This is a genomic window from Arthrobacter sp. ISL-65, assembly GCF_018613795.1.
Classification (GTDB): Bacteria; Actinomycetota; Actinomycetes; order Actinomycetales; family Micrococcaceae; genus Arthrobacter.
The window spans coordinates 13,868-33,223 of record NZ_JAGGPN010000015.1 but is presented as its reverse complement, the minus strand read 5'-3'; the positions used below and the strand labels follow the sequence as shown (position 1 = coordinate 33,223).

The following is a 19,356-nucleotide window of genomic DNA, read 5'->3' as shown; positions in this document are numbered from 1 at the left end:
GCACCCGGCCGGCCCAGGAAGCTGCTCAGACCGTGTAGTGCACGCCCGCCACGGCCACGGCCACGTCACCGGCGAAGGCGGGACGCGCCTCGGCCATGACCTTGGTCTGCGACGTCCACACCGGAATGTGCGTAAGGAGAAGGCGGCGGGCGCCTGCGGCAGTGGCGGCTTCAGCGGCCCGTTTGCCGGTGAGATGGACGTCTTTGATGCCGTCGTCACGGCCCTCCTCGAAGGCCGCCTCGCAAAGGAAGAGGTCGGCGTCCTTGGCCGACTCCTCCAGGCCCCGGCACGAATCCGTGTCGCCTGAATAGGTCAGCACGCGGGTCACGCCATTCCCGGCGGCGTCCGGCTCAGTCACCTCCACGCGCAGCGCATAGGCCTCCTCCACCGGGTGGTTCACTGCGAACGGCGTGACAGTGAAGGGGCCGACGGTGACGGACTGGCGCTCGGTCCAGTTCGTGAAGTCGAACTCTTCGTGCATCCCCGGATCCAGGTCCAGCCCGTAGGCAGTTGCCATCCTGTCGGCGGTGGCGGCGGGGCCCCAGACGGGGATCCTTCCCCGGTCCCAGCCGCCGGGCTTCCAGCGCACCGCCACGTGCAGGCCGCAGAGGTCCATGCAGTGATCGGGGTGCAGGTGAGTGAGGAAAATCGCGTCGATGTCCTCGAGGTCGGTGTACCGCTGGATGGCGCCCAGGGCCCCGCTGCCGAGGTCCATGACCACCTTCCACACCCGGTCGCCGTCATTGGCGGTCAGCAGGTAGCAGGAGGCGGGCGATCCGGGTCCGGGAAATGAGCCCGTGCAGCCGACGATGGTGAGCTTCACAGGAACGACCCCCCGGGGGCTGCTCCGCCGCCCGCGGCCTGCCCGACGAAGTTGGAGATGCGCGGGCGGGCGGCCGCGTTCCGCGCGGCGGCGATCATTTCGGGGGTGATCCGTGCCAGGCTGCCCGTGGGGTACTGTGCCGCGACATGGTCCACGTGCTTGACGCTGAGCACCTCCGGCCCCAGGAACCTGCGGGCCAGCGCTTCGAACTGACCGGGGTCGCCGGTGGCAATGAAGTTGTGTTCCGGCGGCGCCGGGTCCGTCCGTTCGAGGCCGTTGCTGGCCAGCGCCCGGTAGACGTCCTTGGCGGTTTCCTCGGCGCTGGAGACCAGCGTGACGTCCTCGCCCATGACGTAGGAGATCACGCCGGTCAGGAGCGGATAGTGCGTGCAGCCCAGCACCACGGTGTCCACGCCCGCGGCTTTCAGCGGCTCAAGGTACTCGCGGGCGATGTCGAGCAGTTCCGGCCCCGTGGTGATGCCGGCCTCCACGTACGGCACGAACGCCGGGCAGGCCACAGAGGTGATCTGCAGGTCAGGCGCCGCGGCGAAGGTGTCCTCGTAGGCCCGGGATCCCACGGTGGCGGAGGTGCCGATCACGCCCACCCGGCCGGTGCGGGTGGCCGCAACGGCGCGGCGCACGGCCGGCTGGATCACCTCGATGACGGGAATTCCGTAACGCGCCGTGTAGCGCTCACGGGCGTCGCGGAGCACCGCTGCCGACGCCGAGTTGCAGGCGATGGTGAGCAGCTTGACACCGGAGTCCACGAGTTCGTCCATGACTCCGAGGGCGTTGGCGCGCACCTCCGCGATGGGCAGCGGCCCGTACGGGCCGTGGGCGGTGTCGCCGACGTAGAGGATGGATTCGTTCGGCAGCTGGTCGATGATCGACCGTGCCACCGTGAGGCCGCCGACCCCGGAGTCGAAGACGCCGATCGGCAGCGATCCCACATTTACGCCGTCGGCCGTTGCGGACTCCGCTGCAGCTCCCGCTGCCGGATCCATGCTCGATGCTGAAGTCATGATTATTTGAGGATAGGTCTTCCCGTGAGGTGCGGCCATCACTTGTGGCCGGCGACTCATGTCGAATTTGTCACATCCGGCGGCCGAAACGGCTCGCTACTGGAACCGACCTGTGGCGGCACCGGTCACCGCCCGAACGGCTCAGGGCCGCGTGTCCAGTGACTGCAGCATCGCCTGCACGAGGGACTCCTGCAGCCACGTGGTGAAGTTGTAGACCAGGGCGAGGTAGCTTTCCACGTCCTCGGCCTGGGACCAGTCCTGCATCTGGTGGACGTGGTCCGCATCAGCCTCGTCCCGGATGTCGAGCCGCTCGGCGAGCACAAGCCGCACGTCGTTCAGCGCCGTGGACCAGTGCCGGGCATCAGACGGGGTCAGGACGAGCTCATCCTTGTCCAGGCCCAGCGCGGCGGCGCGCAGCGCGCCGATCTTGCTTTCCCGCAGTGAGCGTTCGGTGAGCTGGCGGAACTCAAGCGAGGCCCCGGCGTCGTCCTTCACTGCGTTGGGCAGCAGCCGGCGGAGGGCACGGTCCGACGGTTCCCGGACCTCCATGTCCAGTCCGATCATCGCGGCCAGCGGGTCCTCGGAGCCGCGGTCCGTCGGCTCCAGCATGGAGATGACGTCGGCGAACAGGCTGCGCAGCAGTTCCCTCTCGGCCGGTTCCAGGAAACCGGTGATGCCTTTGAGTCCGTTTTTGAAAGCCTTAGCCACGTTTTCCCTTGCCCTTGCCCGGGCCGCCGCGTTTGCCGCCCCCGCTGTCTCCGCCGGTGGCCTTCTCCACGGTGGCCCACAGGCCGAACCCGTGCATCGCGACCGCGTGCTGCTCCACCTGTTCCTTGCTGCCGTGGGCAACGATGGACCGGCCCTTCCTGTGGACCTCAAGCATCAGCTTGTTGGCTTTGGTTTCCGAGTAACCAAAATAGCTCTGGAACACGTAGCTGACGTAGCTCATGAGATTTACGGGGTCATTCCAGATGACGAGGTTCCAAGGGACGTCCGGGGCGGTCAGGGTGTCGGTGGACACCGCCGTTCCGGTCTGGATGCTCTCCTGGGTGTCAGGGCCGAGCGCAACGCTTAAGGTCATCTGTCCATTCTATGGCGATGCGCACTAGAGTGATTTTTGTGAGTAACTCCGCCGGCTGGGAGCAGCCCCGCACGTCCCTGTTCACCGACCATTACGAGCTAACCATGCTGCAGGGGGCCCTCCATTCCGGCGCCGCGCACCGCAAGGCCGTGTTCGAGGCGTTTGCGCGCCGGCTCCCGGACGGGCGCCGCTACGGAATTGTGGGCGGTACGGGCAGGCTGTTGGAAGGCATCATGGCGTTCCGGTTCGGCGACGCGGAACTCGAATTCCTGGCGCGCACCGGCGTGGTTAACAAGGAGACGCTCGACTACCTGGCCGACTTCAGCTTCACCGGCGACATCTGGGGTTATGCCGAGGGCGAGGCGTACTTCCCCAACTCCCCCATCCTGATCGTCGAATCGACGTTCGCCGAGGCGTGCATTCTGGAGACGTACGTCCTGTCGGTCCTCAACCACGACAGCGCCATCGCCTCGGCGGCGGCGCGCATGGTCATGGCGGCCGGCCAGCGGCCCTGCATCGAGATGGGGTCCCGGCGGACCCAGGAGGAATCAGCCACGGCTGCCGCCCGTGCCGCCGTCATCGCCGGGTTCGACAGCACCTCGAACCTCGAGGCCGGGCTCCGGTACGGACTCAAGACGGTGGGCACCGCCGCCCACTCCTTCACGCTTCTCCATGACACTGAGCGGGACGCCTTTGAGGCGCAGGTCGCCTCCCTGGGGGCCGGCACCTCGCTGCTGGTGGACACGTACGACGTCGAGACCGCCGTCCGTACGGCCGTTGACATCGCCGGGGACAAGTTGGGCGCCGTGCGGCTGGACTCCGGCGACCTGGTGGAGCAGGCGCAGTGGGTCCGGCAGCTGCTGGACGAGCTGGGCAACGAGCGCACCCGCATCACCGTAACATCGGACTTGGACGAGTACGCGATTGCAGCACTGCAGTCCGCCCCCGTCGACTCCTACGGGGTGGGCACCTCCCTCGTGACCGGCTCCGGGGCACCCACCGCCAGCATGGTCTACAAGCTGGTCAGCCGGACCAACGACGCCGGGGAGTTTGTTTCGGTGGCCAAGGCCGCCAAGAACAAGACGAGCAAGGGCGGGCGCAAGTACGCCCTCCGCCGGCTCAACGACAACGGCACGGCCACGCAGGAGCTCATCGGAGTGGGCCACCGGCCGGCGGACGACGGCAATGACCGTGCGCTGCTGCAGCAGTTCATCAAGAACGGCGAGCTCCTGCCCGGCTGGACCGGCCACGAAGGCGTCCTGCGCGCCCGGCAGCGCCACGCCGATTCGATGGCCGAACTGCCCTCGGTAGTCCACCGCCTGCACCGCGGCGAGCCGGCCATCCCGACTCTCTATGAGGACAACTGATGGGAACTGAGGAGAACTGATGGCACGGGCACTCATCATCGTCGACGTCCAGAACGACTTCTGCGAGGGCGGCAAGCTACCGGTAGAGGGCGGGGCCTCCGTGGCCGGGGCCATCAGCGAGTACGTCGAGAACCACCACGGCCAGTTCGACCACATCGTGGCCACGCAGGACTGGCACATCGATCCGGGCGCCCATTTCTCGGAAGCCCCGGACTTCAAGGACACCTGGCCGCCGCACTGCGTGGCGGGGACCCAGGGTGCCGAGCTTCACCCGGAACTCGACACCGAGCACATCCAGGCCTACTTCCACAAGGGCCTGTATACCGCGGCCTACTCCGGCTTCGAAGGCCTGCTGGCACCGGAGGACGCCGTCCCCACAGGAGAACGGCAGCCCGGTTCCCTGCCCGCAGCAGCCGACCCCGGCTACGCCCCTGAGGAAGACGCAATCGGCCTCGACGACTGGCTCCAGAGCCACGACGTGGAGGACGTCGTGGTGGTGGGCCTCGCCACCGACCACTGCGTCATGGCGACGTCACTGGATGCCGTCCAGGCCGGCTACGCCGTCACCGTAATTAAACGGCTGACGGCGGGCATCGCCGATGACCTCGACGACACCTACGCCGAAATGGAGCTGGGCGGCGTGGACCTCGAGTAGGTTCCCGCCTGCTTCCTGCCGGGCTATGTCCTGCCGATGAACCAGTCCTGGAGCTTCTTCAGCCTGGACTGGAGCTGCTCCTCGTTCGCCTGTGCCACCGGAGGGCCGCCGCAGACGGTCCGCAGCTTCGTGTGCACCACGCCATGCGGGGTGCCCGTCCGCGCAGACCAGGCCGCCACGTTCTTCGCCAGCTCGTTCCGCAGGTCCATCAGCATCCGGTGGTCGGGTACCGCGGGGGCGGCGGGCGCTGCCGCAGGGCCCTGGCGTTTCTTGCGGCCCTGCTGCTCGTGCTGGCGCTGGCGCAACAGCATGCCCACCTGCTCGGCGTCCAGCAGGCCCGGGATGCCAAGGAAGTCGAGTTCATCCTCGGAGCCGATGTCGCCTCCAGTGCCGAACTCGCCGCCGTCGAACAGCACGCGGTCGAACGACGCCTGCGAGTCCAGCGCCTCAAACTTGCCCTTGGTCAGGCTGTCCGACGCCTTCTCCTCGCGGTTCGCCTCGTCCATCAGCGACTCTTCGAGGTCCATCAGGCCGTCCGCGTCATCATTCTGCGGCCGGTCCAGGGCATGGTCACGTTCGGCTTCCATGCTGTTGGCCAGCGCCATCAGCTGGGGAACAGACGGCAGGAAGACCGAGGCCGTCTCGCCCCGCTTCCGGGAACGCACGAAGCGGCCCACTGCCTGGGCGAAGAACAGCGGCGTGGACGTTGACGTGGCGTAGACGCCCACCGAAAGGCGCGGCACGTCCACGCCTTCGGACACCATGCGCACGGCAACCATCCAGCGCTTGTCGCTGGCGGTGAACTCCTCGATCTTGTTGGAGGCCTTCGCATCATCGGACAGAATCACGGTGGGCGACTCGCCCGTGATTTTCTTGAGCTGGCCGGCGTAGGCGCGGGCGTCGTCGTGGTCGGTCGCGATCACCAGGCCGCCGGCGTCGGGAACTGACCGCCGGACCTCGCTGAGCCGCTTGTCTGCTCCGGCCAAGACGGCGGGAATCCATTCCCCCGCAGGGTTCAGGGCCGTCCGCCAGGCCTGCGAGGTGATGTCCTTGGTGACCGCGGCCTCGCCGAGGGAGGCGGCCATCTCGTCGCCGGCGCTGGTACGCCAGCGCATCTGCCCGGAATAGGCCATGAAGATGACCGGCCGCACCACGTGGTCACGCAGCGCATTGCCGTAGCCGTAGGTGTAGTCCGACTTGGAGCGCCGGATGCCCTCGCGGTCCTCGGTGTACTCCACGAATGGAATGGGCGAGGTGTCCGACCGGAATGGCGTACCGGTCAGGGACAGCCGCCGGGCAGCGGGGTCGAAGGCCTCGCGGAGACCGTCGCCCCAGGACAGCGCCTCGCCGCCGTGGTGGATTTCATCAAGGATCACTAGAGTGCGGGCCGCCTCGGTCTTGGCCCGGTGCAGCATGGGCTTGCTGGCCACCTGCGCATAAGTCACGGCCACGCCGACGAACCCGCGGCCGTGCTGGCCGTCCGCATTCTTGAAGTTAGGGTCAATGGCGATGCCGACGCGCGCGGCGGCGTCAGCCCACTGCCGCTTCAGGTGGTCGGTGGGCGCGACGATGGTCACGCGGTTCACCGTGCCGGCCTCGATGAGCATGGAGGCCACCCTGAGTGCAAAGGTGGTCTTGCCGGCGCCGGGGGTTGCCACGGCCATGAAGTCGCGCGGAGACCTGCTGAAGTAAAGGTCCAGCGCTTCCTGCTGCCAGGCACGGAGCTTCTGGGCGGTTCCCCAGGCTGCACGTTCCGGATAAGCCGGAGGCAGGGTGGGTCCGCCGAAGAGTGTCTCCGTCACTACTTGTTGTTGCCTGAGTCTCCGCCGGACCCCTTGCCGCCGTCGTTGCCCGGGCGGAGGCCGTCATAGACCTCTTTGCACTCCGGGCAGACCGGGAACTTCTGCGGATCCCGTCCAGGCGTCCAGACCTTGCCGCACAGCGCGATGACCGGTTCGCCCGTCAAAGCGGACTCCATGATCTTTTCCTTGCGCACGTAGTGCGAGAAGCGCTCACGGTCGCCGGGCTCCACTTCCTGGCGCAGTTCCTCGCGCTCAATGGTTGCGGTGGACGATCCGGCTCCGGAAAGCTCACGCATGGGGTCGTTGTCGAGAGAATCCGTCATGCTACTCATGGCATCCATCTTAGCCGTTCCGGACGTGCGGCCGCGGGAGGACCCGGGCGCAGGTTCCTGTCAGAGCCCCTGCCACGCCGGTTTGTGGTCAAAGGTGTGCCGGTAGTAGTCGGCGAGCTTCAGTGACGACGCGGCGGCCTCGTCCACCACGATGGAGGCATGGGGGTGCAACTGCAGCACAGAGGCAGGACAGATCGCGGCAAGTGGCCCCTCCACGAGGTCGTGGACGGCCTGCGCCTTCTGGGCTCCGGTGGCCAGCAGGATCGCGTGCCGCGACTCAAGGATGGTGCCCAGCCCCTGGGTCACCACGTGGTGCGGAACCTCTTCAAAGCTGTGGAAGAAGCGGGCGTTGTCGCGCCGGGTCTGCTCGATGAGCGACTTGATCCGGGTGCGGGATGCCAGCGACGAACCCGGCTCGTTGAAGCCGATGTGCCCATCGGTGCCCAGGCCCAGAAGCTGCAGGTCGATGCCGCCGCGCTCCCTGATCCGGTCCTCGTAACCACGGCAGGCCGCCGGGATGTCCGCGGCACTTCCGTCCGGTCCGAGGACGTTCTCGGGGTCGATGTTGACCCGGTTCGCGAAGTCGCGGCGGATCACCTCCCGGTAGGACTCGGGGTGTCCGGGTTCCAGCCCCACGTACTCATCCAGGGTGAACCCGGAGGCGCGGCTGAAGTCCAGGCCGGCCTGTTCGTGGCGCCGGGCGAGTTCATCGTAGACCGGCAGCGGCGATGATCCCGTGGCAAGCCCCAGCACGGCGTCGGGCTTGCTCTGCAGCAGGCTTTCCACCGCGTCCGCCACGAGGGAGGCAATCTGCTTGCCGCCCGGAAGTATGACGACTTCCATTTCCGGCCTTTCTCTCAGCTGTCCTGCTAGTCAACCACGGCGGCTCCCCGCCCGGCAGATGTATTCGCCGGTCAGGGCGCTCAGCGGTTGGGTGTTTTCAGCGGTTGACCGTGACCTGGGCCAGGAGCTCCGGGCCGCGGGCATCGAGCCAGCGTCCGCCCACCCGGACCCCCACAATGAACAGGGCCGCGCCGAGGACGGGACCAAGCGCCAGGTTGATCCAGCCGAACAGCGGGGCACCGGTGAGCACCTGCGCCAGGACCAGGCCGGCCTCCGGGAGGACCAGCACCAGGAGGACACCCATCCCGCCAAACTGGACGGCAAGGGTCTGCCCCACGTTGCCCGGCGGCTTCTTGAACGGGCTGTCGCCCGGAAGAGGCACGGCAATCGTGTAGCGGGCGGACACCACGGAGGACAGGCCCAGCCCGGTCAGCAGCACCCCCACGGATAGCCCCAGGATGGAGGGCCACCACGCCCAGTCCCGCATGATGAAGAACGGCACAATGGCGAGGACCAGCACTGTTGGCAGCGCGAACGCCAAACAGGCCAGCGCGCGCCCGAGCCGGTCGTGGACACCCCGCACGCCGGCGGCCAGGTGCAGGGCAAATGCGGTGTTGTCGTACGACACATCCCCCGAGATGGACCACGCCAGGAGGAACGCGGTAAGCGGCCCGGTAATCATCAGGACGCCGTAGTCGTTGGTCTGGCTGCCCTGGAATGCCAGGACGACCGGCAGCAGCGGAATGACCACCAGCGAGCCTGAATACCGGGGATCACGGAACCAGTAGGTCAGCGCCCGTGCGGTGATGGCACCGGCCGGCGTCCCGGGCAGGAGCGCGAAGAGCCCCAGGCGCCCGCCCTTCCGGCGGCTGCTCCCGGCATAGGGTGGCGTGACCAGCGCGCGTTCGAGCAGCAGCTTCCAGCACCAGGAAAGCGCGGCGAGCGTGGCCACGGCGATGAGCAGCTTGAGTCCTGCCGGGCCCGCCTGGCCCCTTTCGACGTCGCCGCCAAGTGACCAGGCGGCCCCCAGCGGCGTCCAGGAAATCCTGCCGGCCAGCTCGGACAGGAAGGCTCCTGAACCCGCCATCCCCTGGAAAATGCCGGCGGTGATGGGGCCGAGGAGGACCAACGGAACCATGAAGGCAATCCCGCTGACGTCCTTGAAGCGCCGTGAGGCAGCCAGGCTTGCTGTGGCCGTTGTGACGACGCGGGAGAACACCACACAGGTGAACACGGCCAGGAGGGCTCCGACCAGCGCGCCCACGGCTGGCAGCACACCGCGGGACCAGGTGACCACGGTGCCCAGGGCGACGAGCAAAGTGGCCAGCCCCGGGAGCCCGATGAGGCCGCCGAGTGCGAGGCCGGCCAACAGCTGCGGCATGGGCACGGCCGACGTCGTGAACCGGGCCGGGTCCAGCGTCATGTCCACGGCCGAGGCAACGACGGGCACAATCCCCCAGCCCAGCAGGGCGGCCGAGCCGCCGAGCACCACCACGGTCTGGGCCAGGCCCGGATCCTCCTGCCGGAGGAGGACCAGCAGCACCACACACATGCCCACGAGGCCCAGCGCATACAGTCCGCCGAAGGCCAGCCCCACCAGCTGCCACGGGCTGCGCTTCAGACCGTTTCGCAGCAGCGTAAGCTTCAGCCTCAGAAGGTGCGCAACCATTCGAGCCCCTCCGTCCGGCTCCTGCCGCCCACGAGCTGCACGAACCGCTCCTCCAGGCTTGCTCCGGCACGCACCTGGTCAACCGTTCCGGCGGCCAGGATCCGGCCGCCGGCGATCACGGCGACGTGGTCGCACATCCGCTGCACGAGGTCCATCACGTGGCTGGACACGATCACGGTGCCGCCCGTGGCCACGTACCTGTCCAGGATGTCCCTGATGTTGGCGGCGGAGACGGGATCCACGGATTCGAAGGGCTCATCCAGCACGAGGACCCTCGGCGCATGGATCAGCGCGGAGGCCAGCGCGATCTTCTTGGTCATGCCGGCGGAGTAATCCACCACGAGCGTGCCCGCGTCCTGGCTGAGGTCCATGGCTGCGAGCAACTCCCCCACCCGGGCAGCCACCACCTCCCGTTCCATGCCACGGAGCAGCCCGGCGTAGGTGACCAGCTGCTCCCCGCTGAGCCGGTCAAAGAGCCGCACCCCGTCGGGCAGGATGCCCATCAGCTTTTTGGCTTGCAGCGGCTGCGCCCAGACGTCCACCCCGTGGACCACCGCCGTTCCGAAGTCCGGGCGGAGAAGGCCCGTGGCCATGGACAGGGTAGTGGTCTTGCCGGCACCGTTGGGCCCGACAATGCCGAAGAACGAACCGGCGGGAACGTCAAGGCTGATGCCGTCCACCGCGATCTTGGTGCCGAAGCGCTTGGCAAGCCCCCTGATCGAGAGGGCTGTTAAGGGAGTGCTCATGCACTTACCCTAGCCGCGGCCTGCAGCCAGGGGGATCCTCCGGAAGGAGTAGAAACCAACCGGCGCGGCACGCCCAAAAGCTGTCAGAACGTGCGGCGCGGCACGGCCCGTTCGTACTGCGGCGCCCAGCGCAGGTCGTGGCCGAGTTCAAAGGCGGCCCGCAGCCACCAGTGCGGATCCCGCAGTGCCGCCCGGGCGATGAAGACGCCGTCGGCCTGTCCGGTGGCCACCACATGTTCGGCCTGCCCGGGGGACGTCAGCAGCCCTACGGTGCCGGTGGCGACTCCTGTTTCGCGGCGGATCCGCGCTGCAAATTCGGTCTGGTAGCCCGGTCCCGGGTGGATCTGCTGGTGCCCCACGGCCCCGCCGCTGGACACGTCGATGAGGTCCACGCCCCGCTCGGCGGCCTGCGCGGCCAGCCGGACCGAGTCCTCGACTCCGATTCCGCCCTCCGCCCAGTCGGTTGCCGAAATGCGCAGCAGCAGCGGCATGGACTCCGGGATGACATTACGGACAGCGTCGATGACTGCCAGCGTCAGCCGGTTCCGCCCCTCAGCATTGCCGCCCCAGGAGTCAGCGCGGTCGTTGATCAACGGGCTTTGGAACTGGTGCAGGAGATAGCCGTGGGCGCCGTGCAGCTCGATGGTGTCGAAGCCGATGGCGACGGCGCGGGTCGCTGCGGCGGCAAAGTCCGCGATGACGCGCTTGATGTCATCCTCCGTCATGGCCGCGGGCGGCGCGTAGCCGTCGAACGCCTGGGCTCCCGGTCCCACTGTCTCCCAGCCGCCGTCGGACGCCGGAACCGATCCGCTCCGGCCGGAAAACGGCCAGTACGTGGAGGCTTTGCGTCCGGCATGGGCGAGCTGGGCACCGATCTTCGTGCCGGCGACTCCGTGGCGGTGCACGAAGTGGACGATCCGCTCCCAGCCCTCCGCCTGCTCGTCGTTGTACAGCCCCGCGTCGCGCGGGCTGATGCGCCCTTCGGCGTTGACTGCCGCAGCCTCGGTCAGGATGAGGGCCGCTCCCCCGGCGGCGAACGATCCGAGGTGCATGAGGTGCCAGTCATTGGGCACTCCGGGGGCCTCGTCAGGTTCGCAGCTGTACTGGCACATCGGCGAAACCCATCCGCGGTGCTGCAGTTCCAGGGAGCGTAGCGTCAGGGGCTGGAACAGCGCGGGCACGGCCACTAAAACAGCACCCGTGCCAGGGCCTGGCGGGCCTTGCCCACCCGTTCGTCCGTGGTTCCAACAACTTCGAACAGCTCGAGCAGGCGCACGCGGGCGGACTCGCGTTCCGGGCCGAAGTTCCTGCCGATGAACGCGACCACGCGGTTCAAGGCATCTTCCACGTGGCCGCCGGCGAGATCAAGGTCAGCAATGCCCAGCTGGGCCGTGAGGTTGTCGGGTTCATCCGCGGCGAGCTGGCGCAGTGCCTCGCCCTCGGGTCCGGAAAGGCTCTGCAGGCGTTCCATGAGTTCCACCTGCGCCAGGCCAGCCTTGGCCTCCGCATCAGCCGGCATCTCGGCGAGCGCCTGCCGGTAGGCAGCGGCCGCGGCGGCATAGTCACCCTCTTCGATGGCGTCGAAGGCCTTCTGGTGAAGCGGCGGCAGAGGGGCAGGGGCGGGTTCTTCGGATGTACCTGCGCCGCCTCCAACGTTGCCGGCCACCCCGTTGGCGGCGGCAACCGTGAGAAGCTCGTCCAGCAGTGGGCGGATCTGATCCTCGTCTGCGCCACCTTGGAAGAGCGGAACCGGCTGGCCTTTGAGCACGGCGACGGCGGTGGGAACGGCCTGCACTTGGAACGCCTGGGCCAGTTGCGGGAATGCTTCGATGTCCGCAGCGGCGAGGACCAGCCGGCCGCCATAGCTCTGGATAATCCGGTCAAGCGCATCCAGCACACCGGTGGATTCGGGCGAATAGGCGGCCCAGAGGGCAAATACCACGGGCACCTGGGCGGACAGCTCCACAAGGCTCTGGAAGTTCGCCTCGGTGACCTCCACCCGGAGGGCGGGTCCGCCGTCGGCCTGCTGGGAATCAGCGGCGCCAGTGTCGCTCGGAGGCGCGGGCGGCGCGGGCGGCGCCGGGCGCTGCTTGAGGGAGGAGAGATCGACGGCGCCGCGAAGGTTAAGCTGGCTCGCGGCTGAAGGGACAGGGCGGGAAGCTGGCGAACTCATAGCTCCCACTCTAGCCACAAGAGCGGCCGCGGTAAGCACCGCGGCCGCTCCAGTGACGGCAGGTTTACGGAGAGCCGTTCCCTACTTGAAGCTGGCGCCGACCAGTCCGCGCGTGGCAGCGACGAGCTTCATCGGATCCTTCGAGGCGGCCGGCGGCACGTACACGGCCACGGATTCGGCGAACTTCAGCACCATGCCGGTGGTGGTCTCCTTGCCGCCGGCGAGGACGGCCGCGTCGTTGCCGATGGACAGCTTGTCGCCTTCCGCCTTGGGGGTACCGTCGAAGTTGAAGGTCAGGCGGCCAAGGACCAGGGCCCCGCCGTCCTCCGTCCGGAACACGACAGTGCTCTCCGGAACAACCTTGTGCGTGAACGCGAACTTGCCGTCGACGCCGTCCTTCACGATGTCAGCCTGGTAGGACAGCGTGTCCGCGATATACGGGGAGGATTCCCCTTCGACCAGCTTGCTCTTGAACGTGGAGTTGGACTTGGTCAGCCGGTCGGCCAGGCCGGCGAGCGCTTCCTGCCCGCTGTAGAGCAGGCCGGACTTGTCGCCCGCGGCAAGCGACTCGGTGCCGCCGCGCACGATCGCGGGGAAGGTGGTGCCGGGCTGCAGCGGTGACGTGCCCACGAGCTTGTAGTTTTCCCGCGGGGAGTTCTGCACGACCGTCAGCAACTGCGGCACTACGTTGCCTTCACCCTGCGTGACGGCCATGACGGAGCGCGGCCATTCGCGCTTGTCCGTGACCACCGTCGTCAGGAGCTTGGTGGAACGCACGGGCATGCGCGCGTCATAGGAGGCCACACGCGACCTGATCTTGTAGTTCTGGGTGCGGACCTCGAGTTCCGTTCCGGCAACGCGGGCGGCAAGCTTCTTGGCGTCCTTGGCGGCGTCGCCGGCGGCGGTGGCGCTGGCCACCTGCTCCAGGATGCGGCGGAACTGGGCGTCCAAAACCACCGGCGTGCCGCTCGCTGCAGGGGCTGCGGACGCGCTCGTCGTGGGTGCTGCGGATTCGCTTGAAGTAGAGGCCGGGGCCGACGAGGTGCTGGCCTGCGCGGCAGCTGCTCCGCCGGCGAGGACAACGGCGGTGGTGGCCGCGACCACCACGCTGAGCCGCGCGGAAGAGGACCGTTCACCGGCCTTGGCCGCCGCCTTGGCGCGGGCACGCCGGGCAAACAGGCTGCCCTGCTTGTCGCTGGCCTTGCCAGCGGACCCGTTGTCGGAGGACCCGCCGTCGCGGGGCGCACCGCCCTTGGGCTTGAGGACCAGCAGTGCCCCGCCGGCAAGAATCAGGAGTACGCCGAGGACCATGAGCGGCACGGCCCACGGCATGGAGGTGTCATTGGGGAACGTCATGGAAACGGACGACGGCGCGGGCTTCTTTCCGTCTGCTGCGAGCAGCAGGGACCAATCGCCGTCGGCCGGGGCGGACCACGTGTAGTCCATCTCGCCGCTGGCGTTCTCGGTACTGACCCAGAGGTCGGAGCCGGCTGGCGTCGGCGCGCTGGCTTCACCGTCGGTGTGCTTGACCTGCAGCGTCTTCTTGTCGTCGGAGAGTCCGGTGACGGTGTTGTGGGCGGTCTTGCCCACCCAGGCGTCGACGTCATCCGGGCGTCCGGCCGCGAGCAGGAAGCTGCCCTCACCCTTGACCTTGATGGTGACCGTTCCGCCCTCGAGGGTGCGGAGCTTCTGGTCGATAACGGTCAGGGGCGCGGCTTCGCCGGCGGAAGCCGTTGCCGTGACCGTCTCGGCGGGGGCCCAGAAGGTCTTCTGCCCGATGCCGGCCAGCAGTGTCAGGAGGCCGAGCAGCACAAGTGCAACTGCAGTCTTGAAACGCAAAGGAATACCTATCATCAGCGGGGGTTTACCTCCAATAGTAACCGTTTTGTTACCAATAGGCCGGATCGGGGACTTCAGGGCGCCGGTTGCCGGCCCAGCGAAACGCCGCCCGCCCGGCTATTCACAAGGCTGCTGATAGTGTTTGCGATGATCATCACATCCGGCCCGCAGCCGCGGCGCCACGCACGGTAAAGGCATCAAAAAGCAGTGACTGAACACACGGATCCGTCCATGCGCGGCCCCGAAGATCTGCCCGACGCCGACTCCCCACAGGGCCTGCCGGCATCACAGGACACTGCTGCACACCGTGCGGCAGAACGCAGCACAGCGCCACAGCCCACGCCGCCGCAGAAACCGGTCAAGACGAAGGGCCGTCCCGCAGCCCTGGGCGCCGTGCTGAGGCGCCTGCGCCAGCCGATCCCCGGCGCCCAGCCGCGGCTCCGGTTTGAGTTCCCGCCGGAGCATCCCGACAACCTTCAGACAGAAGATGCCGGCGAACCCGGGGACACCGAGCGTTTCGGTTCCCCCGGGCCCCGCATCTCGGCCCAGCACCCGCTGTACCTGGGGTTCATGGGCACCGTGGGCGTGGGCCTGGCCCTCCTGGTTTACTGGATCGGCTCACACACCACCCAGCTCCTGCTCTGGATCGTGGCTGCCCTGTTCATCGCCCTCGGCCTGGACCCGGTGGTGCGCTGGCTGGAGGGCCGGAAGATTCCCCGGCCCGCCGGCATCCTCGTGTCGGTGTCCGTGCTGATGCTCGCTGTCGTCGGCTTCTTTGCCACCCTCATCCCCACGATCGTGGAGCAGGTAACCGAGCTCGTGCAGCAGGCCCCGGTGTGGGTGCGCGACTTCATCAACTCGGATTTCTTCCGGACGGTGGACAACCAGTTCGGCGTGCGCGACCGCATCACGGAGGAGCTGGACAAGTTTGTCAAGAACCCGGAGGCCATGAGCGGCATCTTCGGCGGCGTCGTCGGCTTCGGTTCAACGGTGGCCAACGGCCTCTTCGGTACCCTGATCGTGCTGGTGCTCAGCCTTTACTTCCTCGCCGCCCTGCCCGCGATGAAAAAGTGGGGCTATCGTCTGGCACCGCGGTCCCGGCGGGCACGGGTCGAGGCGCTGTCCGAGGAAATCAGCCGCTCGGTGGGCAACTACGTCATTGGCCAGGCTGTCGTCGCTCTACTGAACGCCACCTTCGCCTTCATCGTCATGTCCATCATCGGCGTGCCGTTCGCCGTGCTGCTGACGTTCGTCGTGGCGCTGCTGGCCTTCATCCCCCTGGTGGGCGGGCTGATCGCCGGCGTGGTTGTCATCCTCATCACGCTAACATTGGGCTGGCAGTCCGCCGTGGCCTACGCCATCTGCTACTTCGCCTACCTGCAGTTCGAGGCATACTTCATCTCGCCGCGCATCATGCAGAAAGCCGTGGCCGTTCCCGGCGCCGTCGCCGTCATCTCGGTGATCGCGGGAGGCAGCCTGCTCGGCGTTCTGGGGGCACTCATTGCCATCCCGACGGCGGCCGCCACCCTGCTGCTCATCAAGGAGATCTACATCGTCCGCCAGGACAAGCACTAGGCGCAGGCAGCACTAGACGCAAGCAGCACTAGACGGCGGCGGTGGCCACGGGCCCTTCCCATTCCTGCGGCAGGCCCTCGGCTCCCCCGCCGTCGCGCGTAACGTCGTCCACGATCTCATTCAGCACCCGGGCGGCCTGCTTCTCCCCTACCCACAGGTGCTTGGCGCCGTCGACCCCCACCACCCTGGCCTGGGGCACAAGCCCAAACCGGGCCTCTGCGGCGGCGGGCCGGAGGTAATCGTCGTGCTCGGGCACCAGGACGGTCAGCGGCTTGCCGGCGGCCGCCCAGAGCAGCAGGTGCTCGTCGGTGGCGCGGTGCAGCGGCGGGGACAGCAGCACTGCGCCCTCCACCTGGGAGGCCACCGGTTCCACGGCGCCGTACATGAGGGCGAGTTCGGTCCCGAAGGACCAGCCCACGAGCCAGCGGTTGGGCAGCCCCCGCTCGACGGCGAAACGCACCGCCGCCTCCACGTCGTACCGCTCGCCGATGCCCTCTTCAAACGTTCCGTCGCTGGTTCCGCGCGGCGAGGACGTACCCCGGGTGTTGAAGCGCAGTACGGCCACCCCGGCCAGCGCCGGCAGCCGGTAGGAGGCCTTGCGGTACACGTGCGAATCCATGAAGCCGCCGTGCGTGGGCAGCGGGTGGAGCGTGATCAGCGTGGCATTGACGGGACCCGATTCCGGCAGGGCCAGTTCGCCCACCAGCGTGCGGCCGTCCTCCGTGCGGATTTCGATGTTTTCGCGCCGGGCGGGAAGCACCGTGGAGGCGCGGATCGCGGTGGCTGCTGATGGCTGGCTGAAAACGTACGACGCCGGGTCAAAAGTCATGCGCACCAGCTTATCTTCCGGCCGGGTTGCTCCCGACACGGGTCACCCGGCGCGTTACCTGTACCGGAAGTTACGGGAGGTCCAGCAGTTGGTGTGCCAGTGGCGCCGCTCGGCCAGTCCCGCGCCAGCTCCGAACAGGTGGTCATCCGCCCAGACCACAAGGTGGGCGATCCCGGGCAGCACCGCCGTGGAGCAGCCCGGGCAGATGTATGTCTTTTCGGCGTTGCGCGCCGTCATGGTGCGCACCATCCAGTCGCCGTCCGGCGCGCTTTCCCGGCGGGCGATTCCCGCGCGTGCCCGCTCCAGGTCAAGTTCCGGGGCGGGACCTGCGCCGTGCTTTCCTCCGCCCGGGGCGTTTCCGGCCGGACCGCGCCCGGCTTTGGGGCGGCGGGGACGGTTGGAGCGGGGCATGCCTCCATTCTGCCCTAGCGGATGCCCCTGCCCGGCCCTGCATGACACCGCGCTACTGCAGTCCGGGGTTCCGTCTCTGCCTGGCGGCCACTGCAGAGAAGGCGCTGCAGGGAAGGCACCGCAGAGAAGGTATGGTGTAGGGCGTGCGTCTCGTCATAGCCCGTTGCTCCGTTGATTATGTTGGCCGGCTCAAAGCCCATCTCCCCCTCGCCACCCGGCTGCTGCTGGTGAAGGCCGACGGTTCCGTCCTGGTGCACTCCGACGGCGGCTCCTACAAGCCGCTTAACTGGATGAGCCCGCCCGCCGTTCTCCGCGTCACATCCCCGGAGGACGCCGACGTCGAAGTTGGCGTCGTCGAGCAGTGGACCGTCCAGTCCGCCAAGACGGACGACAGGCTCATCATCAACATCCATGAACAGCTCCACGACAGCTCCCACGAACTGGGACAGGACCCCGGCCTGATCAAGGACGGCGTCGAGGCCGATCTGCAGCGGCTCCTCGCCGACCAGATCGAAACCCTCGGGGAGGGGTTTTCCCTGATCCGGCGGGAGTACTTCACCGCCATCGGGCCAGTGGACATCCTCGCCCGGGATGCCGGCGGCGCCACGGTGGCCATTGAACTGAAGCGCCGCGGGGACATCGACGGCGTGGAGCAACTGACGCGGTACCTTGAACTGCTCAACCGGGATCCTCTGCTGGCACCGGTGCGCGGCATCTTCGCCGCCCAGCAAATCAAGCCGCAGGCCAGGGTGCTCGCCACGGACCGAGGCATTGACTGCGTGACCCTGGATTACGACGCGATGCGGGGCGTTGACGACGTGGAGTCCCGGCTTTTCTGACCGCGCGGGTCCGTAGCCAAACGGTGATCACGCGTTTACTCCGGATTTGCCCAAAATTTGCCGCAATTCGCGTTTTGACCGTTGACCAGACGGTTTGCCCATGAAATTCTTATAGCAGTCTTTGTGTAGGTGTTTTTCATGCTCGCAAGACATGTTGCGAGCGCGAAGCTCCTGCAACGCAATTCCGGTCAACGGGGGTGCAGGCCAGGATTCTTCTCGCGGAGTAACCAAGACCAGTACGAGGTGTGCTGGCCTTAAGAAGTTCCATACTGAGGAGAAATAAATGGCACAGGGAACCGTGAAGTGGTTCAACGCTGAAAAGGGCTTCGGCTTCATCACCCCGGATGACTCCGATGGCGATGTCTTCGTTCACTACTCCGAGATCCAGACCGGTGGCTTCAAGACCCTCGACGAGAACCAGCGCGTTCAGTTCGAAATCGGCCAGGGCGCCAAGGGCCCCCAGGCCACGGGCGTAACCGTCGTCTAATTTGTCTCAAAATAAATGATCCTCGGCATTCGTGCCGGGGATCATTTTTTGTGTCACTAATATTTTCAGATCTTGAAACATTGTCAGGGTCGTACTGGCGCCGCGCCCTGCCGGGTAAGGCCAATGCCGGGAGCCTCAGCGCCAGGTCCCCACGCCGATGACCGGCCCGGCTTCAAGCCACGAGGACAAACCTGTATATGCGTCGAACTTCATGGCCAGAAAGACATCCTCCCCCTCGTACCGAAGTTCCACGATCACCACATCGGGTTGCACCTTGACCAGCTCCGCCTCCGTGGGCTGGCGCCGGCCCAGCAGCTCAAGGGAGCTCCGTTTGAAGCGGTGGCGGGGCCGGACGCTCAGTGACAGCAGTTTGAACCACTCAAGCTCATTGTCCTGATAACGACAAACCCCCATCCGCCAGCTCTTTCCAGCCGTACGAATGGAGGCGTCCACCGTGCCCAGGGCGCGCCGCAGGTTGAAGCGGCGCACCCCAAAAAGGCACAGCGTAAAAATCAGCACCGCAAACACGGTTGCTATGGCGATGAACGGAAAGGAAGTAACGTCCATCAGGGTTGTGCTATCGGATCCCCGCAGTGGCCGCGTCACCCAGTTGGGCGTTGTCAGCAACAATTACCACCCGGTCGTTGTCGACGGAGAAGAACCCGCCGTCAACATCGACGGCAATGCGGTCGCCGGAAACCGGCTCGATTGCCAGCTGACCCTCGGCCAAAATCGCCAGCACGGGCGAGTGGCCGGGCAGGATTCCGATCTCACCATCGCTGGTGCGGGCCTTGACCATCTTGGCCGCCCCGGACCACACGAAGTGGTCCGCTGCGACAATCTCAACCTCAAGCTCAGCCATA

21 protein-coding genes are annotated in these 19,356 nt (G+C 67.2%); 5 read left to right on the top strand and 16 right to left on the bottom strand.

All coding sequences use genetic code 11. The features are described 5' to 3' along the window. Nucleotides 1-25: 25 nt before the first annotated feature. From J7I85_RS06150 to clpS, 4 genes are all read right to left on the bottom strand, one after another. Nucleotides 26-823: an MBL fold metallo-hydrolase gene (locus J7I85_RS06150; RefSeq protein WP_214848041.1), complete on the bottom strand. Its 798-nt coding sequence runs from the start codon at nucleotides 821-823 to the stop codon at nucleotides 26-28. Further along, the gene (gene murI, locus J7I85_RS06145; protein ID WP_374102445.1) at nucleotides 820-1,845 is read right to left on the bottom strand and encodes a glutamate racemase; all 1,026 of its coding nucleotides are present in this window, start codon (nucleotides 1,843-1,845) and stop codon (nucleotides 820-822) included. The genes J7I85_RS06150 and murI overlap by 4 nt, the downstream gene beginning before the upstream one ends. 141 nt (nucleotides 1,846-1,986) lie before the next feature. Further along, nucleotides 1,987-2,553, bottom strand: a complete 567-nt coding sequence (locus J7I85_RS06140; protein ID WP_214848031.1) for a DUF2017 domain-containing protein — start codon at nucleotides 2,551-2,553, stop codon at nucleotides 1,987-1,989. Continuing rightward, a complete protein-coding gene (gene clpS / locus J7I85_RS06135; RefSeq protein ID WP_214848029.1) occupies nucleotides 2,546-2,926 on the bottom strand; it encodes an ATP-dependent Clp protease adapter ClpS in 381 nt (126 codons plus the stop codon). The genes J7I85_RS06140 and clpS overlap by 8 nt, the downstream gene beginning before the upstream one ends. Nucleotides 2,927-2,943: 17 nt before the next feature. On the opposite strand from clpS, the gene J7I85_RS06130 reads away from it, so the two are divergent. Beyond that, nucleotides 2,944-4,293 (top strand): nicotinate phosphoribosyltransferase, encoded by a 1,350-nt coding sequence (locus tag J7I85_RS06130; protein WP_214848027.1) that lies wholly within the window; start codon nucleotides 2,944-2,946, stop codon nucleotides 4,291-4,293. Between the two features lie 19 nt (nucleotides 4,294-4,312). Further along, on the top strand, nucleotides 4,313-4,948 hold the full coding sequence (locus tag J7I85_RS06125; protein ID WP_214848025.1) for an isochorismatase family protein: 636 nt from the start codon (nucleotides 4,313-4,315) through the stop codon (nucleotides 4,946-4,948). Between the two features lie 23 nt (nucleotides 4,949-4,971). Here the strand turns inward: J7I85_RS06125 and J7I85_RS06120 are convergent, their stop codons facing one another. The 8 genes from J7I85_RS06120 to J7I85_RS06085 form a co-directional block, all read right to left on the bottom strand. After that, nucleotides 4,972-6,750 (bottom strand): DEAD/DEAH box helicase, encoded by a 1,779-nt coding sequence (locus J7I85_RS06120; protein WP_214848023.1) that lies wholly within the window; start codon nucleotides 6,748-6,750, stop codon nucleotides 4,972-4,974. Beyond that, nucleotides 6,750-7,091, bottom strand: a complete 342-nt coding sequence (locus J7I85_RS06115; RefSeq protein WP_214848021.1) for a DUF3039 domain-containing protein — start codon at nucleotides 7,089-7,091, stop codon at nucleotides 6,750-6,752. The genes J7I85_RS06120 and J7I85_RS06115 overlap by 1 nt, the downstream gene beginning before the upstream one ends. A gap of 51 nt (nucleotides 7,092-7,142) precedes the next feature. Continuing rightward, entirely contained in the window at nucleotides 7,143-7,925 is a 783-nt protein-coding gene (gene nagB / locus J7I85_RS06110; protein WP_214848019.1) for a glucosamine-6-phosphate deaminase, read from the bottom strand. Between the two features lie 97 nt (nucleotides 7,926-8,022). Further along, the gene (locus J7I85_RS06105; protein ID WP_214848012.1) at nucleotides 8,023-9,594 is read right to left on the bottom strand and encodes a transporter; all 1,572 of its coding nucleotides are present in this window, start codon (nucleotides 9,592-9,594) and stop codon (nucleotides 8,023-8,025) included. Next, on the bottom strand, nucleotides 9,576-10,340 hold the full coding sequence (locus J7I85_RS06100; RefSeq protein ID WP_214848010.1) for an ABC transporter ATP-binding protein: 765 nt from the start codon (nucleotides 10,338-10,340) through the stop codon (nucleotides 9,576-9,578). The genes J7I85_RS06105 and J7I85_RS06100 overlap by 19 nt, the downstream gene beginning before the upstream one ends. Nucleotides 10,341-10,423: 83 nt before the next feature. Then, nucleotides 10,424-11,521, bottom strand: a complete 1,098-nt coding sequence (locus J7I85_RS06095; RefSeq protein WP_214848480.1) for an NADH:flavin oxidoreductase/NADH oxidase — start codon at nucleotides 11,519-11,521, stop codon at nucleotides 10,424-10,426. 5 nt (nucleotides 11,522-11,526) lie between these two features. Next, complete coding sequence (locus J7I85_RS06090) at nucleotides 11,527-12,513, bottom strand: tetratricopeptide repeat protein (RefSeq protein ID WP_214848008.1); 987 nt, start codon at nucleotides 12,511-12,513, stop codon at nucleotides 11,527-11,529. 81 nt (nucleotides 12,514-12,594) lie between these two features. Further along, the gene (locus J7I85_RS06085) at nucleotides 12,595-14,367 is read right to left on the bottom strand and encodes a hypothetical protein (RefSeq protein ID WP_214848006.1); all 1,773 of its coding nucleotides are present in this window, start codon (nucleotides 14,365-14,367) and stop codon (nucleotides 12,595-12,597) included. A 192-nt stretch (nucleotides 14,368-14,559) separates the two neighbouring features. Between J7I85_RS06085 and J7I85_RS06080 the strand changes: the two genes are divergently transcribed. Continuing rightward, on the top strand, nucleotides 14,560-15,927 hold the full coding sequence (locus tag J7I85_RS06080; protein WP_214848005.1) for an AI-2E family transporter: 1,368 nt from the start codon (nucleotides 14,560-14,562) through the stop codon (nucleotides 15,925-15,927). Between the two features lie 28 nt (nucleotides 15,928-15,955). Here J7I85_RS06080 and J7I85_RS06075 read toward each other — a convergent pair whose 3' ends face one another. Further along, nucleotides 15,956-16,756, bottom strand: a complete 801-nt coding sequence (locus tag J7I85_RS06075; RefSeq protein WP_214848003.1) for an alpha/beta hydrolase — start codon at nucleotides 16,754-16,756, stop codon at nucleotides 15,956-15,958. Between the two features lie 54 nt (nucleotides 16,757-16,810). After that, nucleotides 16,811-17,167, bottom strand: a complete 357-nt coding sequence (locus tag J7I85_RS06070) for an ATP/GTP-binding protein (protein ID WP_214848001.1) — start codon at nucleotides 17,165-17,167, stop codon at nucleotides 16,811-16,813. A gap of 143 nt (nucleotides 17,168-17,310) precedes the next feature. Here J7I85_RS06070 and nucS point away from each other — a divergent pair, with 143 nt between their 5' ends. Further along, nucleotides 17,311-18,006 carry an endonuclease NucS gene (gene nucS / locus J7I85_RS06065; protein WP_190602108.1) on the top strand — a complete coding sequence of 232 codons (696 nt, stop codon included), beginning with the start codon at nucleotides 17,311-17,313 and terminating at the stop codon, nucleotides 18,004-18,006. Nucleotides 18,007-18,289: 283 nt separating this feature from the next. After that, nucleotides 18,290-18,493, top strand: coding sequence for a cold-shock protein (locus tag J7I85_RS06060; RefSeq protein ID WP_003804766.1), 204 nt, complete (start codon nucleotides 18,290-18,292; stop codon nucleotides 18,491-18,493). 135 nt (nucleotides 18,494-18,628) lie between these two features. Here J7I85_RS06060 and J7I85_RS06055 read toward each other — a convergent pair whose 3' ends face one another. Continuing rightward, a complete protein-coding gene (locus tag J7I85_RS06055; RefSeq protein WP_076801988.1) occupies nucleotides 18,629-19,060 on the bottom strand; it encodes a DUF2550 domain-containing protein in 432 nt (143 codons plus the stop codon). 10 nt (nucleotides 19,061-19,070) lie between these two features. After that, entirely contained in the window at nucleotides 19,071-19,355 is a 285-nt protein-coding gene (locus tag J7I85_RS06050; protein WP_111905897.1) for a F0F1 ATP synthase subunit epsilon, read from the bottom strand. Nucleotide 19,356 lies beyond the last annotated feature (1 nt).